10 protein-coding genes are annotated in these 13,243 nt (G+C 37.1%); 5 read left to right on the forward strand and 5 right to left on the reverse strand.

Translation table 11 applies throughout. The features are described 5' to 3' along the window. Window position 1: 1 nt before the first annotated feature. Complete coding sequence (gene dacB / locus AC07N0_RS04375; protein WP_494588255.1) at window positions 2-1,306, reverse strand: D-alanyl-D-alanine carboxypeptidase/D-alanyl-D-alanine endopeptidase; 1,305 nt, start codon at window positions 1,304-1,306, stop codon at window positions 2-4. Window positions 1,307-1,558: 252 nt separating this feature from the next. Here dacB and AC07N0_RS04380 point away from each other — a divergent pair, with 252 nt between their 5' ends. After that, the gene (locus AC07N0_RS04380; protein WP_492801003.1) at window positions 1,559-2,620 is read left to right on the forward strand and encodes a 2Fe-2S iron-sulfur cluster-binding protein; all 1,062 of its coding nucleotides are present in this window, start codon (window positions 1,559-1,561) and stop codon (window positions 2,618-2,620) included. Window positions 2,621-2,836: 216 nt separating this feature from the next. On the opposite strand, the gene AC07N0_RS04385 is transcribed toward AC07N0_RS04380, so the two are convergent. The 3 genes from AC07N0_RS04385 to AC07N0_RS04395 all read right to left on the reverse strand — a co-directional run bounded on the left by AC07N0_RS04385 (window position 2,837) and on the right by AC07N0_RS04395 (window position 6,191). Then, window positions 2,837-3,511 (reverse strand): TVP38/TMEM64 family protein, encoded by a 675-nt coding sequence (locus AC07N0_RS04385; RefSeq protein WP_494588256.1) that lies wholly within the window; start codon window positions 3,509-3,511, stop codon window positions 2,837-2,839. Window positions 3,512-3,626: 115 nt separating this feature from the next. Continuing rightward, window positions 3,627-4,103: a cytidine deaminase gene (locus tag AC07N0_RS04390; protein WP_492801005.1), complete on the reverse strand. Its 477-nt coding sequence runs from the start codon at window positions 4,101-4,103 to the stop codon at window positions 3,627-3,629. Between the two features lie 189 nt (window positions 4,104-4,292). Then, window positions 4,293-6,191 carry an SPFH domain-containing protein gene (locus tag AC07N0_RS04395; protein ID WP_494588257.1) on the reverse strand — a complete coding sequence of 633 codons (1,899 nt, stop codon included), beginning with the start codon at window positions 6,189-6,191 and terminating at the stop codon, window positions 4,293-4,295. Between the two features lie 316 nt (window positions 6,192-6,507). Here AC07N0_RS04395 and AC07N0_RS04400 point away from each other — a divergent pair, with 316 nt between their 5' ends. The 3 genes from AC07N0_RS04400 (at window position 6,508) to AC07N0_RS04410 (ending at window position 12,119) form a co-directional block, all read left to right on the forward strand. Next, on the forward strand, window positions 6,508-7,560 hold the full coding sequence (locus tag AC07N0_RS04400) for an efflux RND transporter periplasmic adaptor subunit (RefSeq protein ID WP_492801007.1): 1,053 nt from the start codon (window positions 6,508-6,510) through the stop codon (window positions 7,558-7,560). Window positions 7,561-7,679: 119 nt separating this feature from the next. After that, window positions 7,680-10,775, forward strand: coding sequence for an efflux RND transporter permease subunit (locus tag AC07N0_RS04405; RefSeq protein WP_494588258.1), 3,096 nt, complete (start codon window positions 7,680-7,682; stop codon window positions 10,773-10,775). 27 nt (window positions 10,776-10,802) lie between these two features. Beyond that, window positions 10,803-12,119 carry a TolC family protein gene (locus tag AC07N0_RS04410; protein ID WP_492801009.1) on the forward strand — a complete coding sequence of 439 codons (1,317 nt, stop codon included), beginning with the start codon at window positions 10,803-10,805 and terminating at the stop codon, window positions 12,117-12,119. A gap of 55 nt (window positions 12,120-12,174) precedes the next feature. Here AC07N0_RS04410 and AC07N0_RS04415 read toward each other — a convergent pair whose 3' ends face one another. Then, window positions 12,175-12,486 carry a hypothetical protein gene (locus tag AC07N0_RS04415; RefSeq protein ID WP_494588259.1) on the reverse strand — a complete coding sequence of 104 codons (312 nt, stop codon included), beginning with the start codon at window positions 12,484-12,486 and terminating at the stop codon, window positions 12,175-12,177. A 174-nt stretch (window positions 12,487-12,660) separates the two neighbouring features. Between AC07N0_RS04415 and AC07N0_RS04420 the strand changes: the two genes are divergently transcribed. Continuing rightward, window positions 12,661-13,200 carry an RNA polymerase sigma-70 factor gene (locus tag AC07N0_RS04420; protein WP_492801010.1) on the forward strand — a complete coding sequence of 180 codons (540 nt, stop codon included), beginning with the start codon at window positions 12,661-12,663 and terminating at the stop codon, window positions 13,198-13,200. Window positions 13,201-13,243: the final 43 nt, after the last annotated feature.

A 13,243-nucleotide genomic window follows, 5' to 3' on the forward strand; every position in this document is an offset into this window, starting at 1 on the left:
CTTAGTTTTTCTCATGTACTTCCGTCAGAATTTTACTTACTTCTTTTCTAATCTCCGACATTGGTTTCATAAAACTATTGTTCATAATACTGAAAATTAACACTTTACCTTTTTTAGTAACCAAGTAACCACTCAAATTGTAGTTATTGCTAAAAGAACCCGATTTGGCAAAAATGAAGGGCTTTTCAGTAGACGATAAACTTTTCAACGTACCCGATTTTCCAGCAGCTGGTAAAAGCTGAAAAAGTCTTTCCTGTGGTACAATCAAATAAATATTTTGCAATAATTTCACGATACTTCTTGGTGTGAATAAATTATAACGTGAAAGTCCAGAGCCATCTACCCATCTTGAAACATCTGGCAAATCAGTCATAAATTTCTTTTTTACGGCATCAATCCCTTTGCTTACATTCAACTCTCCCGTCAAAGCATCTGCATTGAGTACCATTAGGTGTTCTGCAATCATGTTATCACTTACATGAAGCATCCTTTTGTATAAACTATCTGCGGGAAGGCTATAAAATGTTTTGGCAGATTTATCCAAGGCTTTATTAATCAAAGTCACTTCTCTCTTTAATGTATCGCTCAATAGGGCAACAGTAATATCTATGCCCGTTTTGAAGGGTACATCTTGTTCAAAAGTAGGCTTCATTTTTTGAAGGCTTGGATGACTAAACAAATTAGCACCAAGGTCACGCTGAATAGAAAAGCTATTGGTGTTCGACCAGTCGTACACTTTATTTTCAAAGAATTTTGGTGATACACTCAATGTATTTTGTTCTTTCGCTTTGAATCTGACAACATTCCCATGAATAGGAAATCCTGATATTTCAGCCGCATAATCATCATTAAAATCATCCCAAGCCCAGCCTTGCCCCAAAAATGAACCTGTAAAATTATCATTAGAAAAGTACATTTTCTCAGGGCGACTTTTCAAAAAGTCATATACTTTGCTTTTGGCTAAATCTGGATGAAGGAAAGATGGGTCTCCCGTTCCCCAAACAATCAAAGAATCGCCAGTAACTTGATAATGAAAAGCAGGAATAGAATCTCCTAAGGTTTTTATACTAGCATAAAAAGTAAAGAGCTTGGTATTGGAAGCAGGCATAAAAAAACGATTTGCCTCTTGTTCAAATACAGTCTTTTGTTCGGTTATATCATAGAAAACAACACCTGTTTGGTTTTGAGAAAACACTTCTGATTGCTGAATTAGTCGAGCCGTGTATTTCATCTGTACTTTGCTAGTACTGCACGAAAAAGAAATAACAACTACCAAAAACATCAAACAGGTAAGGAAACGCTTCATAAACATCAAATAATTTTAGGGATTATGCTGATAACATTGAGGAAATCAACGGAAAATACACATTTTTCCTACACCAAAATCATAAAGTATGATATATTGTTTTGTGTGATTCTCAGTCTAGAATGTGTCCAAAAGTATTTTCTTCATTACCTTTGTAGTGCTATAACTCAGTCTTGGTAAAACTCCTAGACTAAATTTTCGTTATCTAATTAGATTAATATTATTCCATAAAAAATATTTCGTAATCATAAAATGTCTGTAAAATATTTTCATCTCACAGTAAAAGAAATCATCGACGAAACGCCCGATACAAAAACCTTTACTTTTTGGCACCCTGTACATCAATCTGTTAGTTACAAAGCTGGTCAATTCCTTACGTTAATTCCTGTTATTGATGGACAAAAAGTGCGTAGAAGTTACTCGATGTCAAGTTCGCCTAATAAAGATGCTTCTATTGCGGTAACTGTAAAGCGTGTACCTGGTGGCTTGGTATCTAATTACTTGTGTGATTCAGTAAAAGTTGGAGATGCTATCGAGGTGATGGAACCGATGGGGCATTTTGTGGTTGAACCAAACCCAATGAAAGAGCGTACTATTGTGCTTTTTGGTGGAGGGTCTGGAGTTACGCCTTTGATGTCTATTCTGAAATCTGTTTTACCTGTGGAACAAGGCTCAAAAGTGTATTTGGTATATGGTTCAAGAAGTGAGGAAGATATTATTTTCAGAAAACAGTTAATCGAATTAGAGCTAAAATATGAAGGTCGTTTCAAAGTATTGCACATACTTACAAAACCTTCTTATACTTGGACGGGCTATAAAACACGTATCAATCAAGCATCTGCGGTAATTTTCTTGAAGCAAGACCTTGCTATTGATATTGCCAAAGCAGAATATTATCTATGCGGACCAGAAGGCATGATGGAACAGGTAGAAAATGCCTTGAAGATGTTTAATGTACCTACTGACAGTATTCATAAAGAACATTTTGGAAGTGTAGGCTCGCATGAAATTCTTGTAGAGGAAGAAGACGATTCTATCAAGGCACAAACTGTAACGATTCAATACGAGGGCACTGATTATCAAGTATTGGTAAAACCACATGAAACGATTCTGGAGGCTGCCTTGCGTGAAGATATTGATTTGCCTTATTCGTGTCAGGCAGGGATGTGTACTGCTTGTTTAGGTAAATGTGTGGCTGGAAAAGTACATATGGACGAAGAAGACGGACTTACGGAGAAGGAAATTAAACAAGGTTATATTCTTACTTGTGTATCTCACCCAAAAACGGCTGGGGTTGTTATTGAGGTTGAATAGGTTTTATTATAAAATTAAAGAGGTTGATATTGAAAGCATTACTCGCTTTTTGTATCAACCTTTTTTGTTTTTACTCATTATTTTTTCATCTGAAAGCTGAATTCCGAAAGCTGATTGCTTTTTTTACCCGCTGATTTTCGGAGATTTAAAAACGCTGATAACCGCTGACTTTTTCAATAGCTGAAATCCGATTGCCGACTTCCGAAAGCTGACAGCTTAATGCTTAACTGCCTTTTTAATGAAATATCCCAACCCTGCCATAGACACCAATATTAATCCAAAAATGACAAACTGGATGCTACTTCCCTGACTTGGGTGTTCTATTAGTTTACGGATTTCCTGTGCTTGTGTTCCTAGCCAGATGGAAAGTACTGTACGAGGCAACATACCAAGGAAGCCTGCCGTAAGAAAATTTTTCAACTTTGTTCCCGAAAAAGAGAATAATACATTGGTAACTGCAAAGGGTAAAATAGGCGACAGGCGAGCTAATAAAATAATCTTGAATTCATCTTTTTGAAGATTGTCAAGTATCTCTCTTACTTTGGGTTTCTCAGAGATTTTACTTAAGAACCTTCCCCCATCAATTAGTTTGGCAACATTAAATCCAAAGTAGGACGCTACCCAATAGCTAATAGCAATGGGGATAAAAGCATTCCAGCCTAAAAAATAGCCACTTAGCAACGCAATAAACGTAGTAGGCGTAAGGGCAAAAGCCATGCTAAAACATGAGGCAACGTATACTAATACCCATTGCAATATTGTGAATTGTTGCACTGCTTGCTCATGCGTAATCAGCCAATAACTAATACTGGAACTAGCAAAAATGGGCATTAGACCCAAAAAGAAAGTATATATAATAGAAAACGTATTTTTCTGGAGAAAATCTAACATTTCACAAAGATAGATACCTAAAGAGCATATATAAAATAAAGGTAGTTATTGTATAAATTTAAAAATCACAATTCACCATTCAAAATTCATAACTCTCAGTCATGCTACAAAGAACTTAGAAATCAGTAAATTTTATCGGCAGTAAATCTCCAATAGACTCTGTCACCAATATCTGGTTGTTTGCACCCAACATAATAAAGCGAATGGGTTCTTTTTGACGAACTTCGTATTCCAACATCGCCTGTCGGCAAGCACCACAAGGAGAAACTCCTCTAAATACATCTCCTTTCCCCGGGCGGGCGATGACAGCAATGGATTTAATGGTACGTTCTGGATAGTTGGCACCCACCCAAAATATAGCCGATTGTTCTGCACAAGAACCCGAAGGGAAGGCAGCATTTTCCTGATTATTTGCCATTACGATGGTATCATCATCTAACAAAATGGCGGCACCAACATGGAAATTAGAATAAGGAGCATACGATTTATAGGTAGCTTTTCGGGCTTCGTTCAAAAGTTTGTTTTCCTGTACAGATAGTTCTGTATCGTTGTTGTACGTTTCGAGGGTAATTGTCAAATTAAGTTTCTGCATATCAGTTTATTCGGTATATTTTCATTAGTTTTTTAGATGGGGAAAGCTATAACGAAAAAAGCCTTTAGAATAGTTCATAATATTATCGAAAAGATCATTTAGTTATTTAAAAACAGTAGTTATACTTAACTAAAAAATTAAACCCGTAGAGAAATTCCTACGGGTTTATCTAGGGGCAGAATCTATTAACTATTTATTATCTTTCTCAGGTAGTGCTTCAACTGAAGTTTTTTCTACTTTCTTGCTTACTTCCTCCATCAATCGTAAGCCTAACAATCCACTCAAGGCTCCGTTTTGATCATTTGAACCACCTGTTATTAAAATATCTGGCATTACCTTAATTTTCTCTTTACCAATGCTTTCAGTGATTTTCAATTGCGTAAAGTTTCCTTCACCCATTGCTGAAACAGCCAATTTATACGCTTCAGCATCGGCCTTACCAATCGCCAAGATTTTTTCAGCTTCGGCTGTACCTGTTTTACTGATTTTTTCGGCTTCAGCATTCGCAATCAATTTGATACGTTCTGATTCCGCACTTGCTTGCACCCTCACTCTTTCTGCCTCCGCTCCTGCTTGTAGTTTTAAACTTTGGGCTTCACCTTGTGCTTTTTTCACAGACGCATCGGCTACTCTTTCAGCAATCACTACGCCTTGGTCGGCTTTAACAATATCTTTCTGGATATCTGCAATGGCTGTTTCTTTCTCCAACGCTTGTCGTGTTTCCTGAGCCATCTTTTGAGTTTCGTAAGTAACTTTTTGCTCCTCCGCCAATTTTCGGTCAGTAAGGGTTTTCATCAATGATTCTGGCGGTACGATATCACCAATCAAAGTATCCACTGCATTTACATTATATTGCGAAAGCACTTCCGCAATATATCTTCTAGCGGTTTCCTGACGCTCTTTTCTTGACCCTAGGAATGAAATCACATCAGAATCTTGTGCTGAGTTTCTAAAATAGTTACCAATCGTTGGTTCCAATACTTGGCTCACGAGGTTATTCATATTACCGAAACGGGCAATCACTTTAGGGGCTTCGTAGTTGGGAATATGGATAATCTGCGAAACATCTAAATTAAAAGGGAAACCATCTTTAGAACGAACTGTTATCGTTGACAGGTTCTTATCCAATTGGTGCGATTCCGACCTTGCACTTGCCCAGTTTAACACCAAATTGGTCGTGGGTACTACTTCTATTTTCTGTACATAAGTATTTACAGGATATTTCCCTGGGCCAAAGGCCTCTGCCCAAACACCTTTATAGCCTTTTGAAACAATGTTACCGTGTTTAAATTCTGTACCGCTAACGTCAATTCCTTCTTCCCCAACATAAGAAATTACTACGCCTACATTACCAATCGGGATTTCGGTCATGTGTATTTCTTCTACTTTCACAAACCAAGGATTGAGGTTATAAGAACCCGCCAAAATTACTTGTTGCTGTAGCCCTCTATTACCGCCCTTACTCAGGAATGCATCAGCATTTTGAAAATTATTATGTCCTTCGATAGACTTACCTGCTATATGACCTGCTTCAATTGATGCTCCATCCATGGTAGTAATAATGCCCACCATGTTCTCATGAATTTCGGTAATGTCTGTAATGACGACTTCAAACAAAAAGGTATTAATCCTGTAAGACCCCGCCGTGATTACTGCTGTTTGTCGTCCTTTTCTACCACCATTCTTCAAGAACGATACTGTATCCTGAAACCCATCACATTCAATCTTTCTGGCAAGGATAGAACCCGTTTCAAGTTCCTTCCCATCTTTTGCCAAAATCAATCCTATTTGTCCTGTTGGAATAATAGTAAGTGGTTGAAGTTTAATATCATATTGCCAAATCCAATACCAAAAATAAATACCGGGTGCCAAGGGCTCTGCTTGATAACCTGCTTCCCCTTCGGTGGCAATGATTCGTCCTTCTGGTAAGGATTTCTTATCCCCAAACAGTACGAATTTCTTGGTAACTAGCCCAATTTTGTCTTCTGGAATAATAATGATGCCCAATAAGCGAAAAATAAATTTGTAGAAAACTAAGCAAAGCAAAGGAACTGCGATGCTAATAACGGTGGCAATAGGAACTTCCATTTTTTATATTTATTTTGGTTAAATTGTGAACTGAAATATTAAAGTTCATGGACCAAATTTGATAAAAAGTGTATCAGAATATCCCAAATTGTGAAGAATGGTTAGGCGGTGGCTTAAATGGGTTTAGGGTATTTTATGTCACAAAACATTCCTGTTTTGACGTAGTTAATTGGGTTATTTATTCCTCTTATCTATAAAAAGGTTAAGTTAGTCGAAATATATTGAGATTACGAAGTAAGACGGGACAAAAGCATATACATTATAAAGTAACTTTATAGAAAATTAGAATAGCAAAAAATATTCATACATACGTAATATGAAGCAAAAAAATACGCTCTCAATGGTATCTGTTGGGGCTTCAATCTGTTTAGCATTGGTTGGTTGTCATAGTAAGAAACCACAAGACTCTAATAAAAAAGAAGATCAGCCTGCCATTGTTGATGTAATCATCGCAAAAAAGCAAAGTATTAGCTCAAATGTTGAAGCCAACGGTTCTATTATAGCCAATGAATTCGTAGAACTACACACAGAAGTGAGTGGTCGTATTACTTATCTTAATATTCCCGAAGGCAACGTTGTAACGCAAGGAACGATATTAGCCAAAATCAACGATGCTGACTTACAAGCTCAACTCGCTAAAACAAAGGTATTACTAGATTTAGCCGAAAAAACTGAAAAACGTTTAGGCAAGCTTTTATCAATTAATGGTATTAGTCAAGGTGAATATGATACTGCCTTGAACCAAGTAAATAGCCTAAAAGCAGATTTGGCTTATACCCAAGTGTTAATCGATAAAACTGTATTGAAAGCACCATTTACGGGTGTGATTGGTCTTCGTCAGATAAGCTTAGGAGCTTTTGTTTCAGCTACCACTATCATTGCTACCATTCAGCAAGTAAATAAATTGAAAGTTGACTTTACAGTTCCTGAAGAATACTCTCCACTCATCCGTAAAGGAAGTGTGGTAGAGGTTGAAGTAGAAGGACAAAGAGACGGTCGTTGTAAAGCTGTAGTAGTAGCCCGCGAACCGCAAATCAACCAAACTACCCGTAACTTACTGGTGCGTGCCTTGTTGTCAAACTGCAATGCCAACCCTGGTACTTTTGCAAAGGTATATTTTAGTGCAGGCCCAGCACAAAATAGTATCTTGATTCCTACCAATGCGATTATCCCAGATGATAAAACGAAAAAATTGGTCATTGTAAAAGACGGCAAAGCCAGTTATGTAGTAGTAGAAACTGGTTTTAGAAAAGAAGATGTTGTTGAAATTACAAGTGGCTTAACCGAAGGAGATTCTGTAGTGGTTGATGGCGTTTTATTTGCTAGAGCAGATAAACCTGTAAAAGTAAGAAGTGTAAAAAAACAGTAGTCATTTGAAGGTGAATGGGCTATCAGCGATGTTGGCGCCATCATCCATCATTAAAAAGATTTCATAAAATTGCTTTTCATCTTCTACAAAAGATGGGAGTAATTTAATCATCAATATTCATGAATATTTCAGAATTATCTCTTAAAAGGCCTGTACTTGCCACAGTACTGAATATCCTGATTATCCTTTTTGGGATAGTTGGATTTTCGTTTTTGGCAGTAAGGGATTATCCAGCTATTGACCCACCGATGGTTACTGTAAGAACAGCTTACACTGGTGCCAACCCTGATATTATTGAAAACCAAATTACTGAGCCTCTCGAAAAACAAATCAATGGTATTCCGGGGATTCGTTCTATTACGTCATCAAGTACTTTAGGAAGTAGTTCTATTTCAGTAGAATTTAACCTTGATGTACCGTTGGAAGCAGCCGCCAGTGATGTGCGTGACAAAGTAGCTCAAGCCGTTAGAAGTTTACCTCAAGATATTGATGCACCTCCTGTAGTATCAAAAGCGGATGCTAATAGTGACTTTATTTTGTTGTTGGCTATCCAGAGTAGAAGTAAAGGTTTGTTAGAACTGAGTGATTATGCCGAAAACGTATTACAACAACGTTTCCAGACCATTAATGACGTAAGTGGTGTAAACATTTTGGGTCAAAAGCGTTATGCCATGCGTATCTGGTTGAAAACAGACCGTATGAATGGTTATGGCTTATCTTTTACAGATATCCAAACAGCTTTAGCGCGTGAAAATGTAGAACTTCCTGCAGGTAAAATTTATGGTAGTAACACAGAGATGACGATTCGTGCTTTAGGTAGATTAACATCGGAACAACAATTCCGTGATTTAATTATCCGTGAAAGCAATACGGGTATCGTTCGCTTGGGTGATATTGCTGATGTGGAATTAGGGCCCGAAACCCTAGAACAAAGCTGGAAATACAATGGCGTGTATGCCGTTGGTTTAGCAGTTGTTCCTCAGCCTGGGGCTAATTATATCAAAATTGCAGATGAATTTAATAAACGTTTGCAGGAGATTGAGAAAGAGAATAAATCTGATATTCAGTTTAAACTATTAATTGATAATACTAAAAACGTTCGTCGCTCATTAGAGGAGGTAGAAGAAACCTTAATTATTTCTTTTGGTTTGGTAGTATTAGTAATTTTCTTCTTCTTCCGAAATTGGCTTATTGCGATTCGCCCTCTTATCGATATTCCTATTTCATTGGTTGCTACTTTCTTTGTAATGTATTTCTGTGGTTTCACCATTAATGTACTTACGCTGTTGGGTATCGTTTTGGCGACAGGGCTGGTGGTAGATGATGGGATTGTTGTTACCGAAAATATTTTCCGAAAGCTCGAACAGGGCTTACCTATCCGTAAAGCTGCTTTGGAGGGTAGTAGAGAAATCTTCTTTGCCGTAATTTCTACTTCCTTAACATTGGCGGTGGTGTTCTTGCCTGTTATTTTCTTAGAAGGATTCGTAGGTAGCCTCTTCCGTGAATTTGGTATTGTGGTCGCAGGTGCGGTATTGATTTCAGCCTTTGTTTCGCTGACGATTACGCCTGTACTGAACGTGTATTTAACACGTAAAAAAGCAGGTCACGGTTGGCTTTACGACAAAACTGAGCCATTCTTTACAGGCATGGAAAGTGGCTACAAGAGTATCCTAAAGGGCTTTATGAGCGTCAGATGGATGGCTTGGGTAATTGTAGTGGCCTGTGGATTGTTGATATGGCTAGCGAGCAAAAATCTTCAAAGTGAGATTGCTCCGATGGAAGATAAAAGCAGTATTCGTTTTACGGTAAGTACGCCTGAAGGGTCTAGTTATTTATATACTCAGAAGGTTTCTGATGATGTAACCAATTTCTTGAACGATTCTATTCCTGAAAAAGAATTTGTATTTAATGCTGTGCCTGGCTTTGGTGGAAACGGTGGTACAAACTCTTCGGCGGCTCGTATTGGTTTGGTAGACCCCGACCAAAGAACCAGAAGCCAAGATGAAATAACCAAGTTATTGAACAAAAAAATGAGCAGGTTCAACAATGCTCGTGTATTTGGTGTGCAAGAACAAACTATCTCGGTGGGTTTAGGTTCAAGAGGAAGTTTACCTGTACAGTTCGTATTACAAAATATCGACTTTGCTAAGATTAAAGACGCTATTCCGAAATTTTTGGAGGAAGCTCGTAATGATAAAACTTTCCAGAATGTTGACGTAAACTTGAAATTCAACAAGCCTGAGATTTTAATGACCTTCGACCGTATTAAAATCAAAGACTTAGCCCTTACGACACAAGATGTTGTAAGTGCTGTCCAAGGGGCATTCAGTGGTAGAAGGCTAGCGTATTTCACCATGAATGGTCGTCAGTATGAAGTAATTGCGCAAGTGGAAAGAAAAGACAGAAAAGAGCCTACGGATATTGAAAACATTTTTGTGACCAATACGCGTGGTGAAAGGATTCCTTTGAGTGCCGTAGTGAAGTTGGAAGAAAGTAGTAATCCTTCAACGTTGTTTCACTTCAACCGTTTGAAATCGGCTACTGTGTCAGCCTCTTTGGCAGAAGGAAAAACCATTGGAGACGGTGTAAAAGCGATGCAAGCTATTGCAGATAAAGTATTGGACAAATCTTTCCAAACAGCCTTGAGTGGTCCTTCAAGAGATTATTCTGAAAGTTCTTCTAACACAACTTTTGCTTTTGGATTAGCCTTAACATTGATTTATTTACTATTGGCGGCTCAGTTTGAAAGCTTCAAAGATCCTTTCACTATTATGATTACCGTGCCTTTGGCTTTGGCGGGTGCATTGGGTAGCCTTTGGTTGTTTGGACAAACATTGAATATTTTCTCGCAGATTGGTATGATTATGTTGATTGGACTAGTAACCAAAAACGGAATTTTAATTGTTGAATTTGCTAATCATAAGCGAGCCGAGGGTATGTCAAGAATTGAAGCTGTTGTTGAAGCCGCAACCCAACGTTTGCGTCCGATTTTGATGACAAGTTTAGCAACATCTTTAGGAGCTTTGCCGATTGCTTTGAGTTTAGGGGCAGCATCTACTAGCCGTATTCCATTAGGTACTGTTGTTGTGGGGGGTATTTTATTCTCTTTAATTCTTACGTTACTCGTTATTCCAGCAGTTTATACATTTATCTCTAGTAAAAATTACGTAACAGAAGAATCTAAACTAGTAGCAGAAGAACAAGCGGCAGATTAAACTAAAGCTGAAAATCAACAAAAAAACATGAGAATCATTTTTAAAAGTAATATACTGTTGGTAAGTTGTTTGCTAATGATGGGCTTTTCAGAAGGTTTTGCTCAACAGCAAATAACATTGAACCAAGCCGTTGAAACAGCCTTAAAAAACAATTTAGATATTCAGGTTTCTAAAAATACGCTATCTGCCAATACTATCAATAATTATATTGGTATCGCTGGTGGTTTGCCTACAGTTACGGGCGCTTTTAGTACAAACGAACAGATAACTGGACTGAACCAAGAGTTAAGTAATGGTACAAGTACTAACAGAACGGGCGTAGTTTCCAACAATACCAATATGAGTTTTACAGCAACGATGATGCTGTATAATGGCGGAAGAGTAATAGCAACAAAAAAGCGTTTAGAGGAATTACAAAAACTTAGTCAGGAGCAATTGAATGCTACAGTACAAAATGTAGTGGCTGACGTGATGTTAAAGTATTTTGCAGTAGTTCAGCAACAAAATTTTGTAACTACCTTACTTCAGTCTATCGAAGTATCAAAACAAAAACTATCGCTGATTGAAGCCCGCAAAAGCGTAGGATTATCAAACGAAGCAGAATCTTTACAAGCTACGATAGATTTGAATGCCCAAACGCAAGCTTTGCAAACTCAAAAAATAGTGATTGAACAAAGTAAGGCTGATTTACTCCGTAGTTTAGTATTAAACCCTAGAACTGCTATTACTATTTCCGACACGATTGTATTGGATAGAAGCCTGCAATGGGAGAATTTAGACGCCAACATAAAGAAACATCCAAGTATTTTATCGGCTGAGGCACAAATTAATATAAATCTTTTGTTAGAAAGAGAAGCCAATGCTAGGCGTTATCCTACTATCAATTTGAATACAGGTTATAACTATGGCCGCAACCAAAGTGGTGCAGGTTTTACACTTTTAAACCAAACCTATGGTCCATTTTTAGGAGTGAATGCCAGTATTCCTATCTATTCAGGTGGTGTAAATACGCGACAAGTACAAATAGCCAAAATTAATACTGAAACGGCTCGATTACAGAAAGAAATAGTTTATCAGAATTTCGAAACTGCGGCGGCTAAATCTTGGGAAGCATATAGCAATACGTTACAATTGATAGAAGCCGAACGAGAAAATTATGCGTTAGCAGATAAATTATTGAAAATAATGAATCAGCGTTTTCAATTAGGTCAAGCGACTATCATTGACGTAAAACAAGCACAGCAAAGTTTTGAAAACTCGGGCTATCGTCTGAATAATTTGAGCTATACAGCCAAAGTAGCTGAAATTACGTTGAAGCAAATAGCTAGTCAGTTAGGTAATTAATACTTCATAGAAAATAATAAAATATCAATTTTGAAAACATGAGTCATCCCGAATTTTAAGCAAAATTTGTCCATAAGATATTTTGAATGACTATTCTTATTCTGTAAATATGTGTCATTCCGAATTCTATCATCAAAAAGCGGTCAGAAAAATCATTTTTCTGACCGCTTTTTGATGATAGATAATGGATTATAGTTCCGTTAGGAACAAGATATCGGTAGAAAAAGTATTCTGTTAACCCCACAAGCCCCATCGGGGCGAAATATTTCGCCCCGATGGGGCTTGTGGGAGACTGTTTTTTAATTTTACCATATATACAGCTACCGATATATCGCCTCTGTGAGGCTATTTTATTAAACTTTCTCATTTTAAGAAAAATTCGAGATAACCCTATGTTTGTAAAGATAGTTCTCCTACATATTTAGCTAAAAATGTATATTATTTCAAGAGAGTGGAAAATAAAAAGGTTTTTCTTATTTGGACTAATTATAAATAATAACGTATATTTGTACATTATTAGTCTTTCCACAACTCCCATAGCATGAATAACATTCAGGTGGACAATATCTCCATTAAAATTAACGAGGATTCCTTTCGGGAAATCTATAATTTATATTGGGAAAAAGTTTTTTCGGTATGTTATGCTAATCTGAAAGACGAAGAGCTTTGTAAAGGAATGGTACAAGATATTTTTAAGTCACTTTGGGAAAAGAGAGATAAGCTTGAAATTAATCAGTCTGTTGAGAAATACCTTGTAAAATCTGCTAAGTATAAAGTATTTGAACATATCAGAAATAAAAAAATCAGAGAACACCATTTAGAGCAAATTGCTTCTTCACAAACAGTATCTAGTAATTATACTGAAAATGAAGTGATGTTAAGTTCTTTAAAAGAAAGAATATCTACCTTGATTGAAGACCTGCCTAATCAATGTCGTAGGGTTTTTAAAATGAGCCGTGAACAAGGCTTATCCAACAAAGAGATTGCCTTAGACCTACTTATCTCTGAAAGAGCGGTAGAATACCACATTTCTAAAGCTATTTCCTCTCTTAAATCCAATTTACCAGAATATTCACTCTGATTTTCTTACCTACAGCTTCGGGAAACCCTTAAATATGCTACTT

The organism is Arcicella sp. GW821-FHT09D11, from assembly GCF_059416265.1.

Excerpts from the sequence above, each read along its gene's own strand:
- AC07N0_RS04380 (WP_492801003.1), top strand. The coding sequence starts at position 1,559 with ATGTCTGTAAAATATTTTCATCTCACAGTAAAAGAAATCATCGACGAA.
- AC07N0_RS04410 (WP_492801009.1), top strand. The coding sequence starts at position 10,803 with ATGAGAATCATTTTTAAAAGTAATATACTGTTGGTAAGTTGTTTGCTA.
- dacB (WP_494588255.1), bottom strand. The coding sequence starts at position 1,306 with ATGAAGCGTTTCCTTACCTGTTTGATGTTTTTGGTAGTTGTTATTTCT.
- AC07N0_RS04400 (WP_492801007.1), top strand. The coding sequence starts at position 6,508 with ATGAAGCAAAAAAATACGCTCTCAATGGTATCTGTTGGGGCTTCAATC.
- AC07N0_RS04420 (WP_492801010.1), top strand. The coding sequence starts at position 12,661 with ATGAATAACATTCAGGTGGACAATATCTCCATTAAAATTAACGAGGAT.
- AC07N0_RS04405 (WP_494588258.1), top strand. The coding sequence starts at position 7,680 with ATGAATATTTCAGAATTATCTCTTAAAAGGCCTGTACTTGCCACAGTA.
- AC07N0_RS04390 (WP_492801005.1), bottom strand. The coding sequence starts at position 4,103 with ATGCAGAAACTTAATTTGACAATTACCCTCGAAACGTACAACAACGAT.
- AC07N0_RS04385 (WP_494588256.1), bottom strand. The coding sequence starts at position 3,511 with ATGTTAGATTTTCTCCAGAAAAATACGTTTTCTATTATATATACTTTC.
- AC07N0_RS04395 (WP_494588257.1), bottom strand. The coding sequence starts at position 6,191 with ATGGAAGTTCCTATTGCCACCGTTATTAGCATCGCAGTTCCTTTGCTT.
- AC07N0_RS04415 (WP_494588259.1), bottom strand. The coding sequence starts at position 12,486 with ATGAGAAAGTTTAATAAAATAGCCTCACAGAGGCGATATATCGGTAGC.